The organism is Kribbella sp. NPDC004536, from assembly GCF_042873835.1.
GTDB lineage: Bacteria > Actinomycetota > Actinomycetes > Propionibacteriales > Kribbellaceae > Kribbella.
In genome coordinates, this window is sequence record NZ_JBIALY010000002.1 from 1,332,929 (window position 1) to 1,357,270 (window position 24,342).

24 protein-coding genes are annotated in these 24,342 nt (G+C 68.5%); 9 read left to right on the top strand and 15 right to left on the bottom strand.

The genetic code is table 11. The features are described 5' to 3' along the window. Positions 1-52: 52 nt before the first annotated feature. The gene (locus ACFYRU_RS21155) at positions 53-754 is read left to right on the top strand and encodes an alpha/beta fold hydrolase (protein ID WP_387661495.1); all 702 of its coding nucleotides are present in this window, start codon (positions 53-55) and stop codon (positions 752-754) included. Here ACFYRU_RS21155 and ACFYRU_RS21160 read toward each other — a convergent pair whose 3' ends face one another. Beyond that, positions 755-2,839, bottom strand: a complete 2,085-nt coding sequence (locus ACFYRU_RS21160) for a type IIA DNA topoisomerase subunit B (RefSeq protein ID WP_387661498.1) — start codon at positions 2,837-2,839, stop codon at positions 755-757. It abuts the gene before it with no gap. 382 nt (positions 2,840-3,221) lie between these two features. Here ACFYRU_RS21160 and ACFYRU_RS21165 point away from each other — a divergent pair, with 382 nt between their 5' ends. After that, entirely contained in the window at positions 3,222-3,452 is a 231-nt protein-coding gene (locus ACFYRU_RS21165; RefSeq protein ID WP_387661500.1) for a hypothetical protein, read from the top strand. A gap of 94 nt (positions 3,453-3,546) precedes the next feature. Here the strand turns inward: ACFYRU_RS21165 and ACFYRU_RS21170 are convergent, their stop codons facing one another. Then, on the bottom strand, positions 3,547-5,022 hold the full coding sequence (locus ACFYRU_RS21170) for a PLP-dependent aminotransferase family protein (protein ID WP_387661503.1): 1,476 nt from the start codon (positions 5,020-5,022) through the stop codon (positions 3,547-3,549). A gap of 77 nt (positions 5,023-5,099) precedes the next feature. Between ACFYRU_RS21170 and ACFYRU_RS21175 the strand changes: the two genes are divergently transcribed. Beyond that, positions 5,100-5,726, top strand: a complete 627-nt coding sequence (locus ACFYRU_RS21175) for a LysE family translocator (protein WP_387661506.1) — start codon at positions 5,100-5,102, stop codon at positions 5,724-5,726. Here the strand turns inward: ACFYRU_RS21175 and ACFYRU_RS21180 are convergent. Then, a complete protein-coding gene (locus tag ACFYRU_RS21180; RefSeq protein ID WP_387661509.1) occupies positions 5,713-7,680 on the bottom strand; it encodes a glycogen debranching N-terminal domain-containing protein in 1,968 nt (655 codons plus the stop codon). The two genes, ACFYRU_RS21175 and ACFYRU_RS21180, sit on opposite strands and share 14 nt — an antisense overlap. Before the next feature lie 22 nt (positions 7,681-7,702). Here ACFYRU_RS21180 and ACFYRU_RS21185 point away from each other — a divergent pair, with 22 nt between their 5' ends. The 5 genes from ACFYRU_RS21185 (at position 7,703) to ACFYRU_RS21205 (ending at position 12,228) form a co-directional block, all read left to right on the top strand. Continuing rightward, entirely contained in the window at positions 7,703-8,188 is a 486-nt protein-coding gene (locus ACFYRU_RS21185) for a DUF456 domain-containing protein (RefSeq protein ID WP_387661512.1), read from the top strand. A gap of 70 nt (positions 8,189-8,258) precedes the next feature. Further along, positions 8,259-8,801, top strand: a complete 543-nt coding sequence (locus tag ACFYRU_RS21190; protein WP_387661515.1) for a hypothetical protein — start codon at positions 8,259-8,261, stop codon at positions 8,799-8,801. 80 nt (positions 8,802-8,881) lie between these two features. Continuing rightward, on the top strand, positions 8,882-9,583 hold the full coding sequence (locus ACFYRU_RS21195; RefSeq protein ID WP_387661518.1) for a response regulator transcription factor: 702 nt from the start codon (positions 8,882-8,884) through the stop codon (positions 9,581-9,583). Next, the gene (locus ACFYRU_RS21200) at positions 9,583-11,082 is read left to right on the top strand and encodes a sensor histidine kinase (RefSeq protein WP_387661521.1); all 1,500 of its coding nucleotides are present in this window, start codon (positions 9,583-9,585) and stop codon (positions 11,080-11,082) included. Before ACFYRU_RS21195 ends, ACFYRU_RS21200 begins: the two co-directional genes overlap by 1 nt. Positions 11,083-11,100: 18 nt before the next feature. Continuing rightward, positions 11,101-12,228: a glycoside hydrolase family 3 N-terminal domain-containing protein gene (locus tag ACFYRU_RS21205; protein WP_387661524.1), complete on the top strand. Its 1,128-nt coding sequence runs from the start codon at positions 11,101-11,103 to the stop codon at positions 12,226-12,228. On the opposite strand, the gene ppk2 is transcribed toward ACFYRU_RS21205, so the two are convergent. After that, complete coding sequence (gene ppk2 / locus ACFYRU_RS21210; protein WP_387661527.1) at positions 12,225-13,133, bottom strand: polyphosphate kinase 2; 909 nt, start codon at positions 13,131-13,133, stop codon at positions 12,225-12,227. The two genes, ACFYRU_RS21205 and ppk2, sit on opposite strands and share 4 nt — an antisense overlap. 43 nt (positions 13,134-13,176) lie before the next feature. Beyond that, the gene (locus tag ACFYRU_RS21215; RefSeq protein WP_387661530.1) at positions 13,177-13,803 is read right to left on the bottom strand and encodes a class I SAM-dependent methyltransferase; all 627 of its coding nucleotides are present in this window, start codon (positions 13,801-13,803) and stop codon (positions 13,177-13,179) included. A gap of 99 nt (positions 13,804-13,902) precedes the next feature. On the opposite strand from ACFYRU_RS21215, the gene ACFYRU_RS21220 reads away from it, so the two are divergent. After that, positions 13,903-14,712 (top strand): phosphotransferase, encoded by an 810-nt coding sequence (locus ACFYRU_RS21220; RefSeq protein ID WP_387661533.1) that lies wholly within the window; start codon positions 13,903-13,905, stop codon positions 14,710-14,712. Positions 14,713-14,718: 6 nt separating this feature from the next. Here ACFYRU_RS21220 and ACFYRU_RS21225 read toward each other — a convergent pair whose 3' ends face one another. From ACFYRU_RS21225 to ACFYRU_RS21270, 10 genes are all read right to left on the bottom strand, one after another. Next, positions 14,719-15,774: a Gfo/Idh/MocA family protein gene (locus tag ACFYRU_RS21225; RefSeq protein WP_387661536.1), complete on the bottom strand. Its 1,056-nt coding sequence runs from the start codon at positions 15,772-15,774 to the stop codon at positions 14,719-14,721. 10 nt (positions 15,775-15,784) lie between these two features. Beyond that, entirely contained in the window at positions 15,785-16,591 is an 807-nt protein-coding gene (locus ACFYRU_RS21230; RefSeq protein ID WP_387661539.1) for a sugar phosphate isomerase/epimerase family protein, read from the bottom strand. A 35-nt stretch (positions 16,592-16,626) separates the two neighbouring features. Then, positions 16,627-17,805, bottom strand: coding sequence for an ROK family transcriptional regulator (locus ACFYRU_RS21235; RefSeq protein WP_387661541.1), 1,179 nt, complete (start codon positions 17,803-17,805; stop codon positions 16,627-16,629). A 210-nt stretch (positions 17,806-18,015) separates the two neighbouring features. Continuing rightward, a complete protein-coding gene (locus ACFYRU_RS21240; protein WP_387661543.1) occupies positions 18,016-18,702 on the bottom strand; it encodes a YidC/Oxa1 family membrane protein insertase in 687 nt (228 codons plus the stop codon). 90 nt (positions 18,703-18,792) lie between these two features. Further along, positions 18,793-19,059, bottom strand: coding sequence for a DUF6412 domain-containing protein (locus tag ACFYRU_RS21245; protein ID WP_387661545.1), 267 nt, complete (start codon positions 19,057-19,059; stop codon positions 18,793-18,795). A 4-nt stretch (positions 19,060-19,063) separates the two neighbouring features. Next, a complete protein-coding gene (locus ACFYRU_RS21250) occupies positions 19,064-20,377 on the bottom strand; it encodes an RNA polymerase sigma factor (RefSeq protein WP_387661548.1) in 1,314 nt (437 codons plus the stop codon). A 192-nt stretch (positions 20,378-20,569) separates the two neighbouring features. Beyond that, on the bottom strand, positions 20,570-21,190 hold the full coding sequence (locus tag ACFYRU_RS21255) for an HhH-GPD-type base excision DNA repair protein (RefSeq protein WP_387661550.1): 621 nt from the start codon (positions 21,188-21,190) through the stop codon (positions 20,570-20,572). A 1-nt stretch (position 21,191) separates the two neighbouring features. Next, the gene (locus ACFYRU_RS21260) at positions 21,192-21,620 is read right to left on the bottom strand and encodes a universal stress protein (protein ID WP_387661552.1); all 429 of its coding nucleotides are present in this window, start codon (positions 21,618-21,620) and stop codon (positions 21,192-21,194) included. A gap of 355 nt (positions 21,621-21,975) precedes the next feature. After that, on the bottom strand, positions 21,976-23,454 hold the full coding sequence (locus ACFYRU_RS21265; RefSeq protein ID WP_387661554.1) for a glutamate--cysteine ligase: 1,479 nt from the start codon (positions 23,452-23,454) through the stop codon (positions 21,976-21,978). Positions 23,455-23,542: 88 nt separating this feature from the next. Next, positions 23,543-24,319 (bottom strand): MBL fold metallo-hydrolase, encoded by a 777-nt coding sequence (locus ACFYRU_RS21270; RefSeq protein ID WP_387661556.1) that lies wholly within the window; start codon positions 24,317-24,319, stop codon positions 23,543-23,545. Positions 24,320-24,342 lie beyond the last annotated feature (23 nt).

The window sequence follows — 24,342 nt, forward strand, 5'->3', positions numbered from 1 at the left end:
ATTGTTTTCGGTTACTGAAGCGTACCGAGGCACAAGGAGGAACCGGACGACCATGACCACATTTCTGCTGGTACACGGCGCCTGGCACAACGGGCAGATCTGGAACCGGGTGGTCCCGCTGCTGGAGTCGGCGGGCCACCGGGTGCTGTCGCCGTCGCTGACCGGCTACGGTCAGAAGGCACAGCTGCTGAGCCCCGAGGTCGGGCTCGGAACCCACGTCGACGGCGTCGCCGGCCTGATCGAGAGCGAGCGTCTCGACGACGTCGTGCTCGTCGGCCACAGCTATGCCGGAATGGTGATATCGGGAGTCGCCAACCGGTTCCCGGAGCGGATCGCACAGCTGGTCTTCCTCGACGCAATGGTCCCCGAAGACGGCGAATCCGCGGTCGACGTGCTGCCGGTCACCAAGCAGCTCATCGACGTCGCCGTTGACGGCTGGCGGGTTCCGCCGATGCCGGAACTGCCGCCGCCGCTCGGCTTGTTCGGGGTCACCGATCCCGACGACGTCGCCTGGTTGCGCTCGACCCTGTCGGACCACCCGGTGCGGTGCCTTCAGGAGCCTGTCTGGCTGGGCAACCCGGCCGCGCGCACGATCCCGCGTACGCACATCCACTGCCTCGAGGGCACGCCCGCGGGCATCACCCGGCGTCCCGTCCCGGCCGGCGAGCGAGTGCGGGAGCTGCCGACCGGCCACGACTGCATGATCACCATGCCCGTCGAGCTCACGAGGCTGCTGCTCGAGGTGGCCGCCTGATCAGACGTCGATGCGGTTCTCGTCGAGTTCGTAGGCACCTTGCACGAGGAACTCCTTGCGGGGGGCGACGTCGTTGCCCATCAGGAGGTCGAAGACCTGGGAGGCTGCTTCGACGTCGTCGACGGTGATGCGGCGCAGCGTGCGGTGGCGCGGGTCCATGGTGGTTTCGGCCAGTTGGTCGGCGTCCATTTCACCGAGACCCTTGTAGCGCTGCGGTGGCTCCTTCCAGCGGACGCCCTTCTTCATCAGCTCGGCCGTCTTCCGCTGGTACTCCGCGTCGCTGTAGGTGTACAGGTACTTGTCCTGCCCCTTCTTCGGGTTCGTCAGCTCGAAGCGGTGCAGCGGCGGGACGGCGGTGTAGACGCGGCCCGCCTCCACCAGCGGCCGCATGTACCGGAAGAACAGCGTGGCGAGCAGCGTACGGATGTGGGCGCCGTCGGAGTCGGCGTCGGCCATGAAGATGATCTTCCCGTACCGCGCCTGCTCGAGGTCGAAGGTCCGCCCGGAGCCGGCACCGACGACCTGGATGATCGACGCGCACTCGACGTTCTTCAGCATGTCGCCGACGGACGCCTTCTGCACGTTCAGGATCTTGCCGCGGATCGGCAGCAGCGCCTGGAACTCCGAGCTCCGCGCGAGCTTCGCCGTACCGAGCGCGGAATCACCCTCGACGATGAACAGCTCGGACCGGTCGACATCGTTGCTGCGGCAGTCCGCGAGCTTGGCGGGCAGCGCGGACGACTCCAGCGCGGTCTTGCGGCGCTGCAGCTCGCGGTGCTGCCGGGCCGCGACCCGCGTCCGGGAAGCTGCGACGATCTTCTCCAGCACGGCCCGCGCCTGCGCCTTGAACTCGCGCTTGGTCGAGGTCAGGAACGACTCGAGCTCGGTCTGCACGACCTTCGCCACGATCCGCGACGCGGCCGGCGTACCGAGCACCTCCTTGGTCTGGCCGTCGAACTGCGGCTCGGCGAGCCGCACCGTGACGACCGCGGTCAGCCCCTCGAGGACGTCGTCCTTGATGATCTCCTCGCCGCTCTTCAGCAGCCGGGTGCCGTCAAGTGCGTTCGTGAAACTCTTCGACAGCGCGCGCTCGAACCCGGCGACGTGGGTCCCGCCCTTCGGAGTCGCGACGATGTTCACGAACGAGCGCAGCTCGGTCTCGTACCCGTCGCCCCAGCGGACCGCGATGTCGACGTCCAGGTCCCGCTCGACGTCGGTCGGCGTCATGTGGCCGGCGTCGTCCAGCATCGGCACGGTCTCGGTGAAGTGACCGGTCCCGGCCAGCCGGACCACGTCGGTGACCTTCTGGTCGGTGGCGAGGAACTCGCAGAACTCGCTGATCCCGCCGTCGTGCTTGAAGTGCTCCTCGGTGGCCTCGTCGCCGCGCTCGTCGCGGATCACCAGCTCGAGCCCCGGCACCAGGAACGACGTCTGCCGCGCCCGGGTGACGAGCTCGTCGTAGTTGAAGGTCGCGTCCTTGGTGAAGATCTGCCGATCCGCCCAGTACCGGATCCGGGTGCCGGTCATGCCGCGCTTGGCCCGGCCGGCCTTGCGCAGGCCCTTCGACGGCGTGAACGACGCGTCCGCGCCGTCACCGTCGAACTCGCCCGACACACCCCGCCGGAACGACGTCGTCCAGACCGTGCCGCCGCGGTCGACCTCGACGTCCAGCCGCGCTGACAGCGCGTTCACCACCGAGGCGCCGACACCGTGCAGACCACCGGAGGCGTTGTACGACCCGCCGCCGAACTTGCCGCCGGCGTGCAGCTTGGTGAAGACCACCTCGACACCGCTGAGCTTGGTCTTCGGCTCGATGTCGACCGGGATGCCGCGGGCGCGGTCGATCACCTCGACCGAACCGTCCTGGTGCAGCACCACGTCGATCCGCTCGCCGTGACCGGCCAGGGCCTCGTCCACGGCGTTGTCGATGATCTCCCACAGACAGTGCATGAGGCCGCGGCTGTCGGTGGACCCGATGTACATACCCGGCCGCTTGCGGACCGCCTCGAGACCCTCGAGGACGAGCAGATGGCGGGCGTTGTACGCCGGGTCGATCTCGGTACTGCGAGGCGTCGGGGCGGCCACAGGGCTCCTTCACTGGTTCACTCACTTACAGATGACAAGACTAAGCGGCGCGACCCCCAAAAACGTGCAGGCGGGACATGCCGACGGGTACCGGAGATACATGTCGCGACAGGTATCGATCCGGACTCGATTCGAAGTGGTGTACGACACTCCGATTCCGAGCAGACGGTGACGATCTCATGGCGCACAGTGAGAGAAGAAGCACCCCGCCTCCGTGGCTCACCAGATTTCCCCGTACCACGAAACGATTCCTTGTCAGCAAACGTCATAGGGGAACAGGTGGTTCGTCTCACATACGGACACGTTGTCCCCACCGGGAAGCGATCCGCATGTCAGGATGTTGCTATCTGGTGAGTACGGAACTAGATGAGATGAGGCCTCAATGACTACAGCACTCGCCCCGAGTTCGGCCCTGTCGGCCGCGGATCGTTGTGACCGCTGCGGTGCGCAGGCCTACGTCCGAGTCACCCTGACCAGCGGTGGGGAACTGCTCTTCTGCGCCCACCACGGCCGGGAGCACTCGGAGAAACTGCGCGACATCGCGATCACGATCCACGACGAGACCGGTCGGCTCGACGCCACCCCGACGATCGCGGTGGACGACGAGCGGTAACACCAAGCAGTTTCCAAACGCGCCAACGACGGCGCCAAAGTCATGAAGGCTTCGATGGCGGTCCACCTCACCGGGTGGCCGCCATCCTTTCTGTTCACACCACCGGTACGCCTGGCGCCGGCCCGTGCCGCCGGAGCTCCTGCCACGCCCGCGCCAACCGCGTGACGGCATCGTCGAGTACTTGCTCTGTGTACGCGAACGGCACCCTTAAGTAGTCGTCGTGCTCGCCGGTCGGATCCATCGCCTGCCCCGCCACCACCTCGACGCCGTGCCGCAGCGCGACCTGGGCGAACACCCGCGCGTCGGTGCCGGGCAACCGGATCCACAACGCCGACCCGCCGACCGGTGCGGACCACTCCCACTCCGGCAGCCGCTCCGCGAGCAACTCCCCCATCAGCTTCTTCCGTACGGTCGCCACCCGCGCCCGCGCCGCCGTCAGCTCACCGAGCCGCGGCAGCAACCGTGCCGTCAGCGCCTGGTCGATCACCGGGCTCCCGAGATCGGCCAGCGCCTTGTGCCGCGCGAGCCGTTCGGCCAGCGGCCGCGACGCCCGGATCCACCCGATCCGCAACCCGCCCCAGACGGCCTTCGACACCGACCCGATGGTCAGTACCTCCGCGTCGTCCGGCGCGTACGCAGCCAACGGCGGCGGGATCTCCGGGCCGGTCGGATCCCACGCCGAGTACGCGTTGTCCTCGACCACGACCACCCCGTGCCGCGCGGCCAGTTCCGCGACCTGCCGGCGACGCGCCGGCGACATCAACCGCCCGGTCGGGTTGTGGAATGTCGGCATCACGAACAACATCGCCGGCTGGTGCTCCGCGAACACGGCCTCCAGCAGCTCCGGCCGGATGCCCGCGTCGTCCAGCGGTACGCCGACCACGCGCCCGCCGGCCGCTCCGAACAGGTCGAAGCACCCTGGCCAGCTCGGCTGCTCGATCGCGACCGCGGCACCGTTGCGCAGGTACATCTGCGTGACGAGAGCGATCGCCTGGTGCGCACCGGTCGTCACCACGATCTCGTCGGCCGACGTCGGCAGCCCGGATCCGGTGAAGTGCTCCGCGATCCGTTCCCGCAGTACCGGCAGGCCGCGCGGGTGGTACCCGACGTCGTCGAGCAACCCCGGCAGGTCGGTCGACGCGAGGTCGATCAGCTCCGACGAGAGCTCGGGCAGTCCGGGATCGACGGCGTACGTCAGCGAGATCACCTCGTCCGGGCGGACCGTGATGCGGTGGAAGAGCGATTCGCCGTACCCGGCCGGCATCCGCTTGTCCGCTCGTGAACGACCCCGCCCGGCGGTCCGGGCCACTGTCGTACCGCTGCCCCGCCGGCTTTCGACCAGGCCGCGGGCACGGAGTTCGTCGTACGCCGCGACCACTGTCGCGCGGCTGATCGCGAGCGATTCGGCGAGGCGTCGTTCAGCCGGCAGGCGGGCGCCAACCGGGAGCTCCGCGGAACCGATCAGCGCGGCGATCTCGTCGGCCAGCCGGCGGTACAGGCCGCCGCTGCGAACGCTCAACCGGTGCCCGATCAGGTCCGCCAGGGCGGCATGGTCCTCAGAACGGTCCACTTCTCCTCATATTGGCTCGGGTGGACTGCTTCTCGCGCCGCCAGGCTAGTACGCGGAAGCAGTCCAAAGGAGGTCAAGTGGGGATCGGACAGCTCGCTGGGTTCGCGGGCGCAACAGTGGTGCTGGTGGGAATGCCAGGACCCAACAATACGTACATCTCGCTTCGCAGTCTCACTCAGGGCCGCCGAGCGGGTGTTGTCTCGGCGCTGGCCGTGGAGACCGGGACCCTGGTCTACATCGTCGTCACCGCACTCGGCCTCGCCACTCTCGTGCAGGCGTCGCCAAAGCTGTTCACCGCGATCACGGTCGCCGGCGCGCTCTACCTCGCGTACCTAGGCCTCAAGCTCCTGAAGGCCCCAGCCGCGGACCACTCCGCCGGCATCCAGGCCGCACCGCTCGGCCGGATCTTCCGCGACGGCGTCGTCGTCAACCTGCTGAACCCGAAGGCCGCGCTGTTCTTCCTCGCGTTCCTCCCCCAGTTCACCACCCGGGGCGCCGGCCCTGCCCAACTCCGCACGGAGATGCTCCTGCTCGGCGTCGGCGCGCTCCTGATCGGGATCACTCTCGACCTCTCCTACGCCATCGGCGCCGACGCCATCGGCCGCCGCTTCCGGTCCGTCCGTACGACGACCCGCGCGCGCAACCTGGTGGTCGCGGCGATCTACCTCGGGCTGTCCGCGTTCGCCCTCGTCAGTGCGCTCTGACGACGGTCGTCTCACCGTCGACGACCCGCACCGACAGGCTGTCCGAACCCACCCGCAGTCCCCCGATCTCGAACCGTTGCCACGGCACTTCGGGCTCCACGACCAGCGTGCCACCCGGTACGTCGGGCTCGACGCCGAGCGCTGCGATCAGTACGGCGACAGCGGACGCCGCGGCCCACGCCTGCGGCCGGCACGAGAGCGGGTACGGCGTCGGCGTACTCTCCTCGGCCGTCCCGCGGCCGCCGTACAGCTCGGGCAAGCGGTAGCCGAACGCCTCCGCGGCACGGACCAGTCCTTCGACGTACGAAGCGGCGACGTCGGCGTGGCCGGTCGCGTACAGGCCCTGGATCGTCATCGCGGTGTCGTGCGGCCAGACGCTGCCGGTGTGGTAGCCGAGCGGGTTGAAGCGGGTCATTGCCGTGGACAACGTTCGCAGGCCGAAGCCGCTGTCCAGGTCGGCCGCGGCGAGGACCTCCGCGACCGTCGCTTCCTCGTCCGCGTCGAGCAGTCCGGTGCCGAGCAGGTGGCCCATGTTCGATGCGCGACCGGCGACCGGGTTCTTCGCGCCGTCCAGCGCGATCGCCGGGTAGCCGTCCACCCAGAACGCGGCGCGGAACCGTTCCTGCAGAGCGGCCGCCCAGGCGCGCCACTCGTCGCCGGACTCGCCGTACGCCTCGAGCAGCTCGGCGCCCTGCACCGCGGCCGCGTACGCGTACCCCTGCACTTCGCACAGCGCGATCGGAGCCGTCGCCAGGGTGCCGTCAGGCCATTGCACCGCGTCGGCGGAGTCCTTCCAGCCTTGGTTCGCGAGACCGTGGCCCGACTCGTCGACGTACTCGAGGAAGCCGTCGCCGTCGGGATCGGCGTACTCCTTCATCCAGGCGAGCGCGCGCCGCAGGTTCGGCAGGAGATCACGGACATCGTCCGCGGGCATGCCCCAGCGCCAGGCCTTGTGCAGCGTCATGATCCAGAGCTGGGTCGCGTCGTGCGTGCCGTAGTACACGGGTGGAAGGACCAGGCCGCCGCCGTGGTCGGCGACGTCGGCGCGCAGTTCGTGCGGGATCTTGCCGGGTTGCTCGGCCGAGTCGGCGTCGACCTTCGTTCCCTGGTGTGCCGCGAGCGCGCGAAGGGTGCCCGCGGCAAGCTTCGGGTCGACAGGGATCAGCATGCCGGACGAGATCAGCGAGTCGCGGCCGAACAGCGTCAGGTACCAGGGCGGACCGGCGCCGAGGTAACGGTCGTCGCCGGTGGCGAGCTGGAGCGCGCCGATGTCCTCGAGGGAACGCTGCAGCCAGCGTTCCACCCGCTTGTCGTCACAGCTCAGCGTGACGTCGTACGGCGTCCGCTCGGCCGGTGGCTCGATCGAGAAGTCGGTCGTCGGCTTCGGGAAGTCCGCGGTGACGTGCAGTGTCAGCGTGAACTCGGCACCCGCCTCCACGCGCGGCGTGGCCGAGACCCCGGGGACGGCGGTGACCACGACGCGGGTGTCGTCGCTCTCCCAGCGGATCCGGCCGGGGCCGTCCGGGAGCGGCGCCAGTTCGGGAAGCGCCTCGGCCGCGCCGCTGCGAACGGCGGCGGTGCCGGCCAGATCGGTGCCCAAGGCAACATCCAGGCGGCATTCGACCGGCACCCCGGAGCGGTTCACCAGCGTGATCCGCTCGGTCAGGCCGGCGGAATCGACCGTACGCGTCCGGTACAGCATCACCGTCGCGTCGTGGCCGGTGTCCCCCAGTCCTTCGACCATCGCGACGTACTGATGCGTTGCCGCGTCCTGCTCCTCGGCGTGCAGCGGGAGCGGGTCCCGGCCGTCCACCGTGACACTCAACCGGGACAGGATCCGGCGGTCGCGGGCGTACACCCCCGCTGCTCCGGAGCCGGTGAGCTGACCTGATCGCGGCGACAGCACCACCCACGGAGCGGCCAGGGCGGTGACGAGTTCGTGGAGTGCAGACATCTGTCCAGCCTAGAGTGTGTGCATGGACACAGCTGTCACGGTGCTGGCCGGGATCGCGATCTTCGTCGGGATCGTGGGCATCGTGCTGCCGATCCTGCCCGGCGCGATCCTCAGCCTGGCGGCGATCCTGGTGTGGGCGATCGTCGTGAAGAGCGCCACCGGTTGGGTGGTGTTCGCGATCGCCGCGGTGCTGATCGGTGCCAGCCAGGTGGTGAAGTACGTCGTACCGGAGCGCCGGCTCCGGGAGGCCGGCGTACCGCGGCGGTCGATGGTCGTCGGGGTGCTGCTCGGCATCGTCGGGTTCTTCGTGATCCCGGTGGTCGGGATGTTCGTCGGGTTCCCGATCGGTGTGTATGTGTCCGAGCTGCAGCGGCAACGTACGCACAAGGCGGCGTGGACCTCGACCAAGCACGCGCTCCGCGAGACAGGTGTGTCGATGCTGATCGAGCTGGCCGGTACGTCCCTGGCTGCCGCCGTCTGGCTGATCGCGGTGCTCTTTCTGGTGTGACGCGGCTTTCTTAGGTGATTGCCAGGTTGTTCTTAGTCGCACCGAAAGTCAGCGGCGCCATGCTGAGTGGATGAAGCTCTCACAGAAGCGTTGGCGCGTGTTCGGCACGGTCGCCGCGGTTGCCGTGACCACCGCCGCGGGCGGGGCCGCGTGGGCGGCGAGCAACGCGGACCCGACACCGTCGGCATCCCCTTCGGCGTCCAGTCCGTCGCAGCCCGACCAGAACCAGAAGCCCAGCGGTGGGCCGGGACGCGGCGGGTTCGGTGGGTTCAAGGGCGAGTTCGGGCTCGGCGGTGCGCTGCACGGCGAGTTCGTCGTACCGAAGGACGGCGGTGGCTACCAGACGATCGCGGTACAGCGCGGCGAAGTCACCGCGGTCAGCAAGGACTCGCTCACGGTGAAGAGCGCCGACGGCTACAGCCGGACGTACACGCTCACCGCAGACACCATGGTGAACGCAGCGCGTGACGGTATCGGCGACGTGAAGACCGGGAACACCGTGAACGTCTCAGCGATCGTGACCGACGGGAAGGCCACCGCGACCAGGGTGAACGACGGCACGGTCCGCGACGCGGCCGGCCAGAAGTGGGGTTTCAAGCACGGTCCGCGCTGACAGCAAGTGCTCCGCCGACTCACAGGCGATTGCCAGGAACCTTCCAGGATTCACATGGATTGCGGCGGCACACTGTCACCATGAGTCCGCATCTACTGGTTGTCGACGACGAGCCGAACATCGTCGAGCTGCTGTCCGCAAGCCTGCGGTTCGCCGGGTACGACGTGACCACGGCGACCCATGGCGCCGAGGCGCTGCGCAAGGCGCGGGACGTGGAGCCCGACCTCGTCGTACTCGACGTGATGATGCCCGGCCTGGACGGGTTCGAGGTGGTCCGCCGGCTGCGCGGTGAGGACCGGCACGTACCGGTGCTGTTCCTGACTGCCCGGGACGCCATCGAGGACAAGGTGCTGGGACTGCAGACGGGCGGCGACGACTACGTCACCAAGCCGTTCAGCCTCGACGAGCTGGTCGCCCGGGTGCGGGCGTTGCTGCGCAGGTCCGGTCACCGCGAGGAGACCGCGACCGAAGCCGCCGTACTGCGGTACGCGGACCTCGAGCTGAACGAGGACAGCTACGAGGTGTTCAAGGCCGGCCAGGCGGTGCAGCTGTCGCTGACCGAGTTCAAGCTGCTGCGGTGCCTGCTGGAGAACGCCGAACGGGTGATGTCGAAGGGCCAGATCCTGTCCGCGGTGTGGAACTATGACTTCGCCGGTGACGCGGGCGTCGTCGAGTCGTACATGTCGTACCTGCGTCGCAAGGTCGACACCGGCGACCAGAAGCTGCTCCACACCGTCCGCGGGGTCGGCTACGTCCTGCGCACCCCGCGAGGCCCCAACTGATGCAACTGAGTCACCGGCGGTTCACCGACCGGTACCCGCTCCGCGTCACCATCGTCGTGGTCCTGCTGACTCTGGTGGTGCTCGCGCTGGCCGCGTCCGGCGTGCTCGCGACGACCATCATGCGTGGCTACCTGATCGACCGCGTCGACGAGCAGCTGCAGCAGACCGCCGTACCGCTGTCGCACGCGAAGCCCGACCGGCGACCGCTGCCGCCGGGGGCCGGCGGGCCGATCCGGCGACAGCTGCCGAGCGTGTTCGTCGTCCAGTTCAGCAACTCCGAGGGCCAGAGCGACAACGGCCCGGTCGGCTCGCGGCCGGACGAGACCGAGCCGTTGCCGAAGCTGCCGACGCTCAACCTGAACCAGGTCCGCGATCTCGCCGGCAAACCGTTCGACGTCGACGCCCAGTCCGGGGGCACGAAGTGGCGGGTCCTCGCCGTCGAGACCGAGGACGGCACCGGTTCGGTGATGGTCGCGCAGAGCCTGAAGGACATGGACCACACGATCCAGCGCCTGGTCGGCATCCAGGCCGCCGCCGGGGTGATCCTGCTCGTACTGCTGGCCGGCGTCGGCACGTTCGTCGTACGGCGAAGTCTGCGCGGGCTCGAAGACGTCGAGCACACCGCGGTCGCGATCGCCGGCGGCGACCTGAGCCGGCGCGTCCCGCAGCGCGATCCGCGGACCGAGGTCGGGCGGTTGTCGCTGGCGTTGAACCAGATGCTCGGGCAGATCGAGAACGCCTTCGCGCAACGTACGGCGTCGGAGTTGGCGGCCCGTACGTCGGAGGACGCGGCGCGCCGCTCCGAGGAGGCAGCCCGGCAGTCCGAGGACCGGATGCGGCGGTTCGTGGCGGATGCGTCGCATGAGCTGCGTACGCCGCTGACGTCGATCCGCGGGTTCGCCGAACTCTCCCGCCAGCGCGGCGACACCACCGACTCCGACACCATGCGCCGCATCGAGGACGAGGCCAAACGGATGGGCCTGCTCGTCGACGACCTGTTGCTGCTGGCCCGCCTCGACCAGCAGCGCCCGCTCCGGATGGAGTCCGTCGACCTCCTCCCGATCGCCGCCGATGCGCTGCACAACGCCCAAGCCATCCAACCGGACCGCCCGCTCTCGCTGACGATCCTCCCCGACTCCGAGGCACCGGTCGTCGAAGGCGACGAGGCCCGCCTGCGCCAGGTCCTCGGCAACCTGGTCAGCAACGCCCTCAACTACACCCCCGTCGACGCCCCAATCACCGTCTCGGTGGGCACCCGAGGCGCCGAAGCGATCCTCGAAGTCAGCGACACCGGCCCCGGCCTGTCCGACGAACAGAAGGCCCACGTCTTCGAACGCTTCTACCGAGCCGACACGGCTCGCACTCGCACCACCGGCGGCTCCGGGCTTGGGCTGTCGATCGTCGCCGCCCTGGTAGCCGCCCACAAGGGCCGGGTAACCACCACCAACACCAACCCCCACGGCGCAACCTTCACCGTCCACCTCCCGCTCCACGGCTAATCCGGCGTCTAATGAGACATGACCAGAGTTCGTCTGTGTGCCGGCCTGCTGGCACTCGCGCTTGCTGTGAGTCCGGCGGTCACGACATCCGCTGCAGCGGCACCGGCCGGCGGAGCGTCCGCGGTCTTCTCCCGGATGACGATGGCGCAGCGGGTCGGCCAGTTGTTCATGGTCGGCGGATCAGCGACCGGGCCCGGATCCGCTACCTACACGGCGATCTCGAAGTACCACGTCGGCTCCGTGATGCTGACCGGCCGTAGCACGATCGGCAGGAGCGCGACGCTGACGGTGACGCGCAGGCTGCAGAGCAGAGCGACGTACGCCGCGACGCTGAGCGTGCCGTTGTTCGTCGCCACGGACCAGGAGGGCGGAAGCGTCCAGGTACTGCAAGGTCCCGGCTTCTCGCGGATGCCTGCCGCGCTGACGCAGGGCACCTGGTCGACCAGCACACTGCGCACCGATGCTGCGCTCTGGGGACGTCAACTGCGGCTGGCAGGCGTCAACCAGAACCTCGCGCCGGTGCTGGACACCGTGCCGTACGCGATGCGCTCCACGAACAAGCCGATCGGGTACTACCGGCGCGAGTTCGGGTACACCACGTCCGTCGTCACCGGCCACGGTGACGCCTTCCTGTCCGGCATGCTCGGCGCCGGCGTGGCGACCAGCGTCAAGCACTTCCCCGGACTCGGCCGGGTCACCGCGAACACCGATGTGTCGACGGGCGTGACCGACTACGTGACGACGTACAGCGATCCGTACCTCGCTCCGTTCCGCGCCGCGGTGAAGGCCGGCACGCCGTTCGTGATGATGTCCCTGGCCGACTACAACAAGATCGCACCACGCGTGCCCGCGGCGTTCTCGAGCAGGATCATCGGCGGCATGCTCCGGTCCGAGCTCGGCTTCCGGGGTGTGGTCATGAGCGACTCGCTCGCCGCCAAGCAGGTCCAGGCGTGGTCACCGGGGGCTCGGGCGATCAACTTCGTCAACGCCGGTGGCGACCTGGTCCTGATGACGGACCCGGCTCAGATCCCCGCGATGGTCACCGCGGTGCTCGCAAAGGCGAACGCCGACAGCGCCTTCCGCGCAAAGGTGAACGCGGCCGCGCTGCTCGTACTGTCCACCAAGCAGCGGATGGGTCTGATCTAAAGCTCGGGGAAAGTGCGGGTCGCGGACTCGCCGTGTTCCAGGACCTGGGCGGCCGGGCCGAGGATCTTCGGATCGGGGTGCCCGACCAGGTCGACGTCCTTGTCGGTGTAGTCGTACAACGAGAGGACGTGCCGCATCGCCTCCAGCCTCGCGCGCTTCTTGTCGTTGCTCTTGACAACGGTCCAGGGGGCGTGGGTGGTGTCGGTGTAGTGGAACATCGCCTCCTTCGCCTCCGTGTACGCCTGCCACTTGTCCAGCGAGGCGAGGTCCGTCGGCGACAGTTTCCACTGCCGCACCGGGTCGATCTGGCGGATCGTGAAGCGGGTCTGCTGCTCGGCCTGCGACACCGAGAACCACAGCTTCACCAGCAGGATGCCGGAGCGTACGAGCATCCGCTCGAACTCCGGCGCCTGCCGCATGAACTCCTCGTACTGCTCCTGGCTGCAGTACCCCATCACGTGTTCGACACAGGCGCGGTTGTACCAGGACCGGTCGAACAACGTCATCTCCCCCGCCGCCGGGAGATGCGCGACGTACCGCTGGAAGTACCACTGGGTCTGCTCGCGGTCCGTCGGCTTCTCCAGCGCGACGATGCTCGCCCCGCGCGGGTTGAGGTGTTCCATGAAGCGCTTGATCGTCCCGCCCTTGCCGGCGGCGTCGCGGCCCTCGAACACGATCACGAGGCGCTGCTTCGAGCGCTTCACCCAGTACTGGAGCTTGAGCAGCTCGATCTGCAGCAGCCGCTTGTCGCGGTCGTAGATCTCCCGCGGCAACCGCTCGGCGTACGGGTATCCCTCACGCCACGTGTCGACCGGCGTACCGTCCGCGCGCAGCAGTACCGGGTCGTCGTCCTCCTCGTCGAGAACCCGAAAACCGAGCTCCTGAACCAGATCATGCGTACTCATGCCCTAAGAGTCCGCGCTGATGGTGACCGTCAGATGAACAGCCTCAACGACGGCGCAGCTTGACCGTGCAGTCGCGGCGGTTGACCAGCTCGCCGTCGCGCATCACCTGCGCCCGTTCGTGTTCGCGGCTGACCAGCGTCTCCCACTCGCCGTCGGGCAGCGCGAGGCTCTCGATCACCTCGTCGGGTCCCGGGAAGTGGATGTCGGGATGCGGGTTGTGCTCACCCGGCGGGAATCCCAGGTGCCCTTCGATCAGCAGTACGCCACCCAGCGCGACGGCCGCCGCCGCGCGGCGCAGGATGCCGTCCCGCGGCAACTCGGTCTTGGAGTGCAGGAACTGCGCCGACACCAGGTCGAACTCCCCGTCCGGGAACGACTTGCCCAGCTCGTGCTGCTCCCACTCGATCCGCTCGCCGACACCCGCCGCGCGAGCATGCTCAGCCGCTCGCCCCAACGCGACGCTGGAGATGTCGACGGCCGTCACCGACCACCCGCGCTGCGCCAGCCAGATTGCGTCGGCCCCTTCCCCGCACCCGAGATCCAGCGCCCGCCCCGGCGTCAACTCGGACACCTCCTCGGCGAACAAGACGTTCGGCTTCCCACTCCACACCTGCTCGTGCTCGGAGTAGAACTCGTTCCAGTACTCACCGGGCAACTGCTCTGTCGTCATGCCCCGATCGTCCGGCACCGCCCAGCCGCCTGGCAAACAATCTTGCCGGGTTGGCAAAACCGAGGAGCCCGCCGGGAACGCGAGCCCTAGGATCACGTGGTGATCGAAGACGGTGAAGAGATCCCGCTGCTCGGCGGCGACGTGACCGAGGGGCTCGTGCGGGTCGGCGACACCGTACGACGGCCGCCCGGCGAACGGCCGCAACTGGTCGAGGACGTACTGCGGCACCTGGAGAAGGCCGGGTTCGACGGGGCACCGCGTTTCCTCGGCGTCGACTCGAAAGGCCGGCACACGTTGTCGTACATCGACGGTGAGGTCGCCGGCCGCCCGCGGCCGCCGTGGATCGCGGACGAGGACCGGATGGTGTCGGTCGCACGACTCCTCCGGGCGTACCACGATGCCGTCGAGCCGTTCGGCATCCCCGACGACCTGCCCGCTCCGATCGCGCCGCCGGGGCTGCCCGCGCTCGACGATCCGCCCGAGCTGATCGGCCATCAGGACGTCACCCCGGAGAACGTCGTGTTCCGCGACGGCCGTGCGTACGCGTTGATCGACTTCGACCTGGCCCAACCGGCGAGCCGGGCCCGCGAATTCGTGAACCTGATGCTGTGGTGGGGCCCGACCGGCGCCGAGGCCGACCAGGACCCGCGACTCCAGGGCCTCGACCGCCCGCGCCGCTGCCGGATGCTTGCCGACAGCTACGGTCTGTCGGAGGCCGACCGCGCCCGGGTGCTGCCACTGTCGATCGCCTTGAGCGAGCGAGCCTGGCACACGATGAAGTACCGTGCCGAACTCCTCGGCGGCGGCTGGAGACGCATGTGGGACGAGGGAGTCGGCAACATCATCCGCAACCGCGAAGCCTGGCTCCACGAGCACGCCGACTCCCTCACCACAGCACTGCTCGGCTGATCTACGTCAGTGGGTGATCTTCACCTCGGCGCCGGTCTTCGCGGACTCGTAGATGGCGGTCAGCATCTTCGCCATCTCGAGGCCCTGGGCGGCGGTGGCGTCGGCGGGGATCTCGCCTCGGCAGATCTGCAGGAAGTGGTCGATCTGGTTGGCGAAGCCGACCTTGAAGTCGAAGCCGAGCGAGTCGATCTGCGGCTGGATGTGCAGCAGCGTGTCGTGCAGCTCGGTGATCATCAGCAGCTCGGGCTCGATCTCCGCGCCGCCCTTGTCGCCGTGGATCCGGACACTGATCTCGTTCCGCGCGTGCAGCGAGAACGACGTCGCGACGTCGAGCACCGCCCCGCCCTCGAACCGGATCTGGGCGGTGGCGAAGTCCTCGACCGTGTTCGGCCGGGCCGCTGACGCGGCCCGGTAGCGGGTCAGGTTCTGGATGTTGTCGCGGGCACCGAGCGGCGCGAACGTCGCACCGGACGCCGCCACCGGCTTCGGCATCCCCATCAGGTACCAGCACAGGTCGATGATGTGGACGCCGAGGTCGATCAGCGGACCGCCACCGGACAGTTCCACGTCGCCGAACCAGCCGCCGGGGTTGCCGGCCGTCCGCAGCAGCGTGGCGCGGGCCGCGTAGATGTCGCCGAACTCGCCCTCGTCCAGGAACCGCTTCGTCACCAGCGCGTTCGGCGCGAACCGCCGTACGTACCCGATCTGCAGCGCCTTGCCGGTCTCCTCGACCGCCTTCACCAGCGCCTCGGCCTCCGGCACCGTCACGGTCATCGGCTTCTCGACCAGCACGTTCTTGCCGGCCCGGAGCGCGCCCTCGGCGATCGGGGCGTGCAGCGTGTTCGGTACGCAGACGCTGACCGCGTCGATGTCCGGGTCCGCGAAGATCTCCGCAGCGTCGCCGGTCACCCGCTCCACGCCGAACTGCTCGCCGCGCGCCTTCGCCCGCTCGAGGTCGACGTCGCACACCGCGACCAGCTCGGCCTGCGGGTTCTTCTGGTACGCGGCCAGGTGCTCGACGGCGATCGAACCGAGCCCGATCACCGCAATTCGCGTCGTCATGTCAGGCATTTCAGGCATGGCCTTCCGTCAGTCGGAGGATGTTGGCCAGCGAACGCTCGATCGCGGGCAGCGGTGTCTCCATGCCCTCGAACTCGAGGCTCACGGGTACGTCAGGCTTGGTCGCCGCCAGTGCGAGCAGACCCGCAACGTCCACGTCGCCGTGGCCGGTGACCGTGCCGAGCAGGTAGTCGCCGGCCAGCGTCTTCAGCCAGCCGTCGCCCGCCGAGCGGCGGATGTGGAAGTCCTTCACGCCGATCGACGCGGCGACGTCGATCAGGCCGGCGGCGGTCTTGCCCGGCACCTCGCCGACGCACAGGCCGTTGCCGAGGTCGAGAGTGACCCGGAAGTTCGGGCGGTCGACCTCGTACACGAGCCGCGCGAGCCGCTCGCTGCCGTTCATGAAGAACCCGTGGTTCTCGATCGTCGACACCACGCCGAGGTCGGCGGCGTGGTCGGCGACCGCGCGGCAACCCTCGACGACCTTGGCGAACGTCGTCTCGAACTCGCCCGGGTCCTGCTCACGCCACGCCCACGGCGCCACGTCGTGCCGGAAGATCCGCGCACCGAACGCGTGCGCCACGTCCAGCTGCTTGCGCAGCCGGTCGATCTCCTTCTCGTCCGCGGTCCGCAGGTCGCCGCTGACCAGGTAGTTCACGATCGGCACGCCGATCTCCTCGGCGTGCTTGGCGGTGTCGCGTACGACGTCCTGGTGCTCCAGGTAGTACTCGCCGTCCATCGCGGCGACCTCGATGTGCCCGGCCGACGAGGCCGCGACCCAGTCCAGGACCCCGATCAGGTCCATCTCACCGCTCGTCATGAGCTGGCGAAAACAGTACGAACTGACTCCGAGCTTCACTTCGTGGTCCTCTCCACTTCGTGAGTGATTCGGTTCCAGGGACTGGGGACGTCCTGGATTCCGTAGATGACTGACTTCGAACGGTCGAACGCGTTGCCGACCGCCCCGAGGACGACCGCCTCTCGGCCCAGTGCGGCGGCGACGAAAGGTGGGCGTTCGGGGAAGACCAATTGGTTCTCGACCGCGGCTGCCAGCGGACGGAGCAGCGCGCTGCTGTCGGCCGCCGGTCCGCCGCGGACCACCACAACCTCCGGGTCGACGACAAGCAGTACGGTCGCGATCCGGGGGGCGATCTGTTGGCAGAACTCCTCGAGCTCGGCCTGCGCGGCGGTGTCTCCTGCTGCCGCTGCTGTTAGTACTTCGGCGCCGGTCGGCCGGGACGACCAGACGAGCTGTCCGCGTTGGGCGTTGCGGGTCCAGCGCATACCGCGCTGAGCGCCGAGTTCACCGGCGAGGCGGTGGCGGCCCTGGCGGATGACGCCGTTCAAGACGATCGACACCGACAGGCGGTGCCCGATCTGCAGGTAGACGACATCTGAGTACCCACGCCCGGCACCGCCGCGCTGCTCCGCCAGCGCAGCCAACTTGATGTCGTTGTCCACCACCACCGGCCGCCCAAGCTCCTTCCCCAGCAACTCAGCCACCGGCAGCCCCACCAGGTCAGGCATTGCGAGACTCGCCCGCAACCGCCCATCAGCCTCCACCACCCCAGGCAACCCCACCCCAACCCCCCGCAACCGCCCAAGGTCGAGCGGGCTGGCGGACGGGTCGAGCGCCGTGGCGGCTGCTGCTTCGAGGGCGCGGGTGATCAATGACAGGTCGGGCTTGCCGTTTGGTGGTAGTTCGGCGTAGCCGACTCTGCGGCCGGAGAGGTCGCAGATGATTGCGCGGGCGCCGCGGGGGCCGAGGTCTACGCCTGCGACCAGGCCGGTCTCGCGGGCGAAGCGGAAGGCGCGGGCGGGGCGGCCGGGGCCTGCAGTGGTGGGGCTGGTCGAGTCCACCAGGCCGGCGTCGAGGAGGTCGTCGAGGACGGCGTGCACGGTGGGGCGCGACAGGCCGGTGCCTTCGCTGATCACGCCGACCGTACGGGCCTCGTCGGCGTCGGCGAGGAAGCGCAGGCAGGCGACCTGGTTCGCCGCTCGCTCCGCCTGCGCGGCTCCACGTGCAGTCTCCATCGACCCCAACCCATTAAGGAACCGGCTTTAATAAAGACGGTAGCAGAATGGTTCGGGCCCTGACAACGACAGTTGCCGCCAGCAACCACCCGTCCGCGCCTCCCGGCATCGGCGGGGCAGAGGTGGTGGGCATGGACAGGACGCGGCGACTGGAGACAGGTAATAGCAGGTCCCCAGGCACCGGTTCCTGTTCTAGGCATCTGAAGGTGGTCAGCGGTTCAGGATGGTGCGCTCGACCACGGTCCAGGCGGTGGTCGTCAGCAGGTACAGCCCGGCCGCCAGCGGCACGAACGCAGCCGACAGCAGCGTCCCGAACGGCAGCAACTGAGCGACCCGCCGTGACCAGGTCGACGCAGGCGTCGCCGACGCATCCAGCTGCCGCAGTTGCAAGCGCGCCGAGAAGAATCCAACTACAGCGAGCAACACAGCGACTACCAGGTACGCCGGGGTGCCGGTGAAGATCGGCCAATGTGTACCGAGTGGCGCTCCGAGGAGGGTGCCGCTGATCAGTTGGTTCGGCTCCCCCGCGACCACCGCGCGGGAGAACAGCGTGTACATCAGCCAGAAGAACGGCAGCTGCGCGAGCGTCGGCAGGAAGCCGGCGAACATCGACGTACCGGATTCGGCCTGCAGTTTCGCGAGCTCACGCTGCAGGCGTTCCGGGTTGTTCCTGTGCTTTTCGCTGAGCTGCTTCAGCTGTGGCATCAGCTCGGCACGGGCCTTCAGCCCGCGCTGAGCCCGCACGCTGAGCGGGACGAGACACAGCCGGATGACGGCGGTACACAGCACGATCGCGATCACCGCCGCATACGCGCCGGTCAGCGGCTGGAGGGTGGTGACGAGGGACGTGAGCAAGTGATAGGCACCGGCAACCGGTGCCTCCAGGAAGGAAGGCACAGCAGATCTCCACGAGGGTGTAGGAACGAGTAGGCGTACGCGACTACGCAGGACCGACCGCTGGTGGCGGTGGCTCGAGCGGCGCGGAGGCTACTGTCCTGGTGCTCGTGGACGGGGACGGCCGGCGGCGTCCGGATCACGCAGCCGGAGGAACACGGTGTGCTCCGCGCGGTGCCGGACCGACGAGGCCCGTGCGAGCAGCGGTGCGGCCGCGTGGCCGGACAGGCGCGAGGCCGACCGCGCCACGACGGCGAGGGCCAACAACAAAGCCGCCGCCGTGAGCACGGCGGCGGCCAGTGAAGCCGTCTCGAACGCAGGGACCACCGACGCGAGCACGCCGGCGATCCACTGCGTCATGTCGTCAGTCCAGGTAGTCGCGGAGGACCTGGGAGCGGGACGGGTGGCGGAGCTTGGACATCGTCTTGGACTCGATCTGGCGGATCCGCTCGCGGGTCACGCCGTACACCTTGCCGATCTCGTCGAGGGTCTTCGGCTGACCGTCGGTGAGGCCGAAGCGCATCGAGACGACACCGGCCTCGCGCTCGGACAGCGTGTCGAGGACCGCGTGCAGCTGCTCCTGGAGCAGCGTGAACGAGACGGCCTCGGCCGGCACGATCGCCTCGGAGTCCTCGATCAGGTCGCCGAACTCGGAGTCGCCGTCCTCACCCAGCGGAGTGTGCAGCGAGATCGGCTCACGGCCGTACTTCTGCACCTCGATGACCTTCTCCGGGGTCATGTCGAGCTCCTTGGCGAGCTCCTCCGGAGTCGGCTCCCGGCCGAGGTCCTGCAGCATCTGCCGCTGCACGCGGGCCAGCTTGTTGATGACCTCGACCATGTGCACCGGGATCCGGATGGTGCGGGCCTGGTCGGCCATCGCCCGGGTGATCGCCTGCCGGATCCACCAGGTGGCGTAGGTGGAGAACTTGTAACCCTTGGTGTAGTCGAACTTCTCGACCGCACGGATCAGACCGAGGTTGCCCTCCTGGATCAGGTCCAGGAACAGCATGCCGCGCCCGGTGTAGCGCTTGGCCAACGACACCACCAGGCGCAGGTTGGCCTCGAGCAGGTGGTTCTTCGCGCGGCGGCCGTCCTCGGAGATCCAGTCGTACTCGTCGCGGACCTTCTCCTTGAGCTTGTTCGCCTCGTCGGCGATCTGCTCCTCGGCGAACAGGCCGGCCTCGATCCGCTTCGCGAGCTCGACCTCCTGCTCGGCGTTCAGCAGCGGGACCTTGCCGATCTGCTTCAGGTAGTCCTTGACCGGGTCCGCGGTGGCACCGGCGACCATCACCTGCTGCTCGGGCTCGTCGGTCTCGTCGGCCTCGGAGACCACGAAGCCCTCGTCCTCGGTGAGCTCCTTCTCGAGCCCCTGGACCTCGCCCGGCTTGAAGTCGGCCTCGTCCACCTCGTCGAGCGCGCGCGGCTTCCCGGTCTTCGGGTCGATGGACAGACCCGCCTCGGACACAGAGGATGCTGCCTTCTTCGCCGGAGCCTTCTTGGCAGCGGCCTTCTTCGCGGGGATACCGTCCTCCTTGGTGCTAGCGGCCTTCTTCGCGGCCACCTTCTTGGCGGCCGGGTCGGTCACTCGGGCGCTGGTCCGCTGAGCCGTACTGCGGGCGGTGGCGGCCACGGCCCGGGCCGGCTCGGCGGGAAGGTTCTCGGACGAGCTGGACGACACGAATTACCTCTCGTCTGACGCAGGGTTTGTACGACGGTACGACGTTGTGTTGCTGAGACTTTGGGTACTGCGGTTAGCGGCTGCTCGCTGGTCAGGCGGCGGCAACAGTCCATTGTAATCCGCGAACCAAGGCCACGCGTCGCACGACCCCCCAGAACGGCGGGTTTCAGGGGGTCGTCGGTCGAACTTTGCTCACCCGTTACGTGTCTGCCGCAGCGGCCTGGCCACGACCGGCCGCCGCACCAGCTGCTGCTCCTGTTTGAACTGCCGTACCTTCACCAGCGACGCCACGTCGATGACGTCCGCGACGGACTTGTACGCGCCGTCCTCGCCGTACGGCTCGGACGCCTCCCGCCAGCCACGCGGCCGCACCTTCAGTTGTTTGCCGAGCAGCGCGACGAAGATCTTCGCCTTCTGCGCGCCGAACCCCGGCAGCGCGGACAGCCTGGCCAGCAGGTCGTCCCCGGACTTCACATCGGACCAGAGCCCGGAGGCGTTACCGGAGTACTGCTCGTCGAGGTGTTTGGCCAGGGTCTGGATCCGGGCCGCCATCGCGGTCGGGAACCGGTGTACCGCGGGTGGGCCGGCCACCACCTCGACGAAGGCGTCCGGGTCGTAGTGCGCGACCGTGACCGGGTCGAAGGGACCGATCATCCGCTTCGAGATCGCGACCGGGCCGGCGAACGCCCGCTCCATCGGTATCTGCTGGTCGAGCAGCATGCCGACCAGCAAGGCGAACGGATCTCTGCTCAGCATCTCGTCGGCGTCGGGCTGTTGGGCCAGGCACAGCTTCCTGCTGCGTGTCGAAGTCACCTCAGTCCTCCTCCCCCTCGGACAAATCAGCCTCGGCCTTCACGGCCAGCACCGGACACGGCGCGTCGAGCAGCACCCGCTGCGCGTTGCTGCCGAGGATGAGCTTGCCGACCGGGGACCGGCGCCGCAGCCCGATCACGATGAACTCCGCGTGCACCTGCTCGGCGACGGCCACCAGGTCCTCCGCCGGATCGAGCCCACGGACCAGCTGCCGCACCTCGTACGGCACACCGGTCGAGTCGAGTTGCTCCCGGACTTCCGTCAGCGCCGCGTCACTGGCCGCGGCCTCGTCGCTGTCGTAGCTCCGCCCGCCCCGATGCGAGTTCACCACCACCAGCTTGGCGTCCCGCAGCGTCGCTTCCTCCGCTGCTCGCCGAAGGGCCGCACGGCCTTCCGCCTTCGGCACATAACCCACGACGATGGTCGTCATCGCCCTGCCTCACCTCCGGGTGTGTGTCGACCCGTCTCGAACGATACTGCTCCCGACCCCGGTCGGCATCCGCTGCATTTGCACCTGTTGTGTCGCACCGGTGACGGAGGGCTGCCGGTGCCCGACTACTACCCGCCGCGGGCCTGCCTAACCTTCCGGTGGCCACACCTTTGCAGGGCTGTCACCAAAAGCGCCACCCCTGTAGTCCGGGTCGTTATCGAACTCGCAACAGTTCTGCCTCGCCGGACCGCTCCGGCACGCCGTTGCCCAGGGCAAGAGCGACGGGTTCCGCCAGAAGGACCGGAGTTCCGGCCAGGTCCTCCGCTGTCCCACGTTGTCGTAAACACGAACCGGTTCAGTCGACCGGCCATTGATGTACGGGCGTGTTGTCGTGCATGTGGTCGCGATAACGACGTAGCATCCCGCGCAACGCGTCCCGGCGTCCGTGCGAGCCCTTTGTATACAGGCGATGGAACTCGTCGGCCTGCCACGACGCACCGTTACGGTTGGTGAGACACCGCTGCTCGATGATCCCCAACAACCGGTCGCGGACGGCGACGTCCACGCCCCACGCGTCGAGACCGCGAACCGCCAACGGCAGCAGGCGTCTGAGCACCAGCTCGGTCGCGCGTGCCGTACCGACACCCGGCCAGAACACCTCGGCGTCGATGCCGGTACGGGCGGCGTTGTGGAAGTTCTCCTCGGCGGCGCTGAACGACATCTGCGACCAGATCGGCCGTTCGTCGTCGGCGAGGGCGCGGACCAGCCCGAAGTAGAAGGCGCCGTTGGCAATCGTGTCGACCACGGTCGGGCCGGCCGGCAGTACCCGGTTCTCCACGCGCAGATGCGGCTTCTCCCGGACAACGTCGTACACCGGGCGGTTCCAGCGATAGATCGTCCCGTTGTGCAGCCGCAATTCCGAAAGGGCTGGTGTGTCGCCGCGATCCAGCACCGCGATCGGGTCCTCGTCGGAGGTCACCGGCAGCAGCGCCGGGTAGTACCGCGAGTTCTCCTCGAACAGGTCGAAGATCGAGGTGATCCACCGTTCACCAAACCACACCCGGGGCCGTACGCCCTGCGTCTTCAGTTCGTGCGTACGGGTGTCCGCGGCCTGCTCGAACAAGGCGATCCGGGTTTCCCGGAGCAGCTCCTTGCCGAACAGGAACGGCGAGTTCGCACCGACCGCAAGCTGGACGCCCGAGATCGCCTGCGCGGCGTTCCAGTACCTTGGGAACGCCTCGGGCGTGACCTGCAGGTGGAACTGCGTCGACGTACACGCGGCCTCCGGGACGATGCTGTCCGCGGTCACCTGCAGGCGTTCGACCCCGTCGATGGAGATCTGCACGTCCTCGCCGCGGGCGGCGAAGATCTGGTCGTTCAGCAGCGCGTACCGCGGGTTGGTGCTGAGCGCCTCGCGGTGGATGTGCTCGGTCAGCAGGGTCGGCAGGATCCCGACCGTCACCATCGTCGAGCCGGTCCGGGCAGCCTTCTCGTCGGCGGCGTTCAGGCTGTCGCGGATGTTCGACTCCATCGTGTCCAGCCCGAGACCGTCGATCTGCCCGGGCGGGACGTTGATCTCGATGTTGAACTGGCCGAGCTCGGTCTGGAACGCGTCGTCCTCGATCGCGCTCAGCACCTCGCTGTTCTTCATCGCCGGGTCGCACTTCTCGTCGACCAGGTTCAGTTCGATCTCGATGCCGGTCATCGGCCGGTCCGGGGCGAACCGGTTCTCGCGCAGCATCCGCGCGAAGGCGTCCAGATTCCGGTGCACCTGCTCGCGGAACGCGGTCCGGTCCGCCCGGGTGAACTCGACCCGGTCGACTTCCTCACCCATCAGCGCCTCCCCTGGTGGCTCCCCAGTTACAACATGGCCTCAGTGTGCCTGAAGGTGCCCCCGAGTGCGCGCTTCAATCGCGTCGCGATCAGACCGGATACACGATGAAGTCGTCCCGGTCGATCCGCACCGGCTGCTCCCCCGCCGCGGCGACGACCTGGACGAGCTCGGTCAGTACGGCGGGACGCAGCTGCAGGACGTGTTCGCCGGGGTGCTTGTCGGCGCCCATCTCGTAGTCCTTGCCCGGTACGTCGGTCAGCTCGATGTGCGCGCCGAGTACCCACTCGACGGGATTGCCCGCGGCAACGAACTCCCCCAGCCGGGCGACACTCGCGCGGAACGCCGGCCAGTCCATCACGTAGAGCCGGCCCGGGTAGAGCGAGTCCCCCGTGAACAGCAGACGGGTGTTCCGGTCGTACAAGGCGATGTCCGCGCCTTGGTGGCCCGGGATCGGGACGACGTCGACGATCCGCTGTCCCAGATCGATCGTGCTGCTGTTGTGTGGCCAGTACTCGAAGCCGAAGTACTCCGCGACTGCCTCGGCGGACCGTCCTACGACGCTCTCGAATCCACCGTCACCGCCGACATGATCTGAGTGCCCATGAGTGTGGGCAACGACGAGGTCGAGTTCGGATGCGCCTCGGGCTGCGAGCAGGTCGTGCACCAGCGCTGCGAGGTCGGCGTGGCCGGTGCCGGTGTCGAGGAGGAGGGCGCGGGTGTCGCCGAGGAGCAGGTAGACGAACGGGCCTTCGAAGTTGGTGTGCAGGGCCTGGCGGACGATCGCCGTACGGTCGTCGTACCAGTGCACCTGATGCGCGGGAGTGGACGGGTCGGTGCCGTCGTCCCAGCGGTCGGGGAAGCTCATGGCGGGAATTGTCGGTGGTCGCG

Excerpts from the sequence above, each read along its gene's own strand:
- ACFYRU_RS21195 (WP_387661518.1), top strand. The coding sequence starts at position 8,882 with ATGAGTCCGCATCTACTGGTTGTCGACGACGAGCCGAACATCGTCGAG.
- ppk2 (WP_387661527.1), bottom strand. The coding sequence starts at position 13,133 with ATGAGTACGCATGATCTGGTTCAGGAGCTCGGTTTTCGGGTTCTCGAC.
- ACFYRU_RS21270 (WP_387661556.1), bottom strand. The coding sequence starts at position 24,319 with ATGAGCTTCCCCGACCGCTGGGACGACGGCACCGACCCGTCCACTCCC.
- ACFYRU_RS21260 (WP_387661552.1), bottom strand. The coding sequence starts at position 21,620 with ATGACGACCATCGTCGTGGGTTATGTGCCGAAGGCGGAAGGCCGTGCG.
- ACFYRU_RS21225 (WP_387661536.1), bottom strand. The coding sequence starts at position 15,774 with ATGACGACGCGAATTGCGGTGATCGGGCTCGGTTCGATCGCCGTCGAG.
- ACFYRU_RS21190 (WP_387661515.1), top strand. The coding sequence starts at position 8,259 with ATGAAGCTCTCACAGAAGCGTTGGCGCGTGTTCGGCACGGTCGCCGCG.
- ACFYRU_RS21265 (WP_387661554.1), bottom strand. The coding sequence starts at position 23,454 with ATGGGTGAGGAAGTCGACCGGGTCGAGTTCACCCGGGCGGACCGGACC.
- ACFYRU_RS21200 (WP_387661521.1), top strand. The coding sequence starts at position 9,583 with ATGCAACTGAGTCACCGGCGGTTCACCGACCGGTACCCGCTCCGCGTC.
- ACFYRU_RS21230 (WP_387661539.1), bottom strand. The coding sequence starts at position 16,591 with ATGACGAGCGGTGAGATGGACCTGATCGGGGTCCTGGACTGGGTCGCG.
- ACFYRU_RS21205 (WP_387661524.1), top strand. The coding sequence starts at position 11,101 with ATGACCAGAGTTCGTCTGTGTGCCGGCCTGCTGGCACTCGCGCTTGCT.
- ACFYRU_RS21215 (WP_387661530.1), bottom strand. The coding sequence starts at position 13,803 with ATGACGACAGAGCAGTTGCCCGGTGAGTACTGGAACGAGTTCTACTCC.
- ACFYRU_RS21180 (WP_387661509.1), bottom strand. The coding sequence starts at position 7,680 with ATGTCTGCACTCCACGAACTCGTCACCGCCCTGGCCGCTCCGTGGGTG.
- ACFYRU_RS21185 (WP_387661512.1), top strand. The coding sequence starts at position 7,703 with ATGGACACAGCTGTCACGGTGCTGGCCGGGATCGCGATCTTCGTCGGG.
- ACFYRU_RS21235 (WP_387661541.1), bottom strand. The coding sequence starts at position 17,805 with ATGGAGACTGCACGTGGAGCCGCGCAGGCGGAGCGAGCGGCGAACCAG.
- ACFYRU_RS21245 (WP_387661545.1), bottom strand. The coding sequence starts at position 19,059 with ATGACGCAGTGGATCGCCGGCGTGCTCGCGTCGGTGGTCCCTGCGTTC.
- ACFYRU_RS21155 (WP_387661495.1), top strand. The coding sequence starts at position 53 with ATGACCACATTTCTGCTGGTACACGGCGCCTGGCACAACGGGCAGATC.
- ACFYRU_RS21165 (WP_387661500.1), top strand. The coding sequence starts at position 3,222 with ATGACTACAGCACTCGCCCCGAGTTCGGCCCTGTCGGCCGCGGATCGT.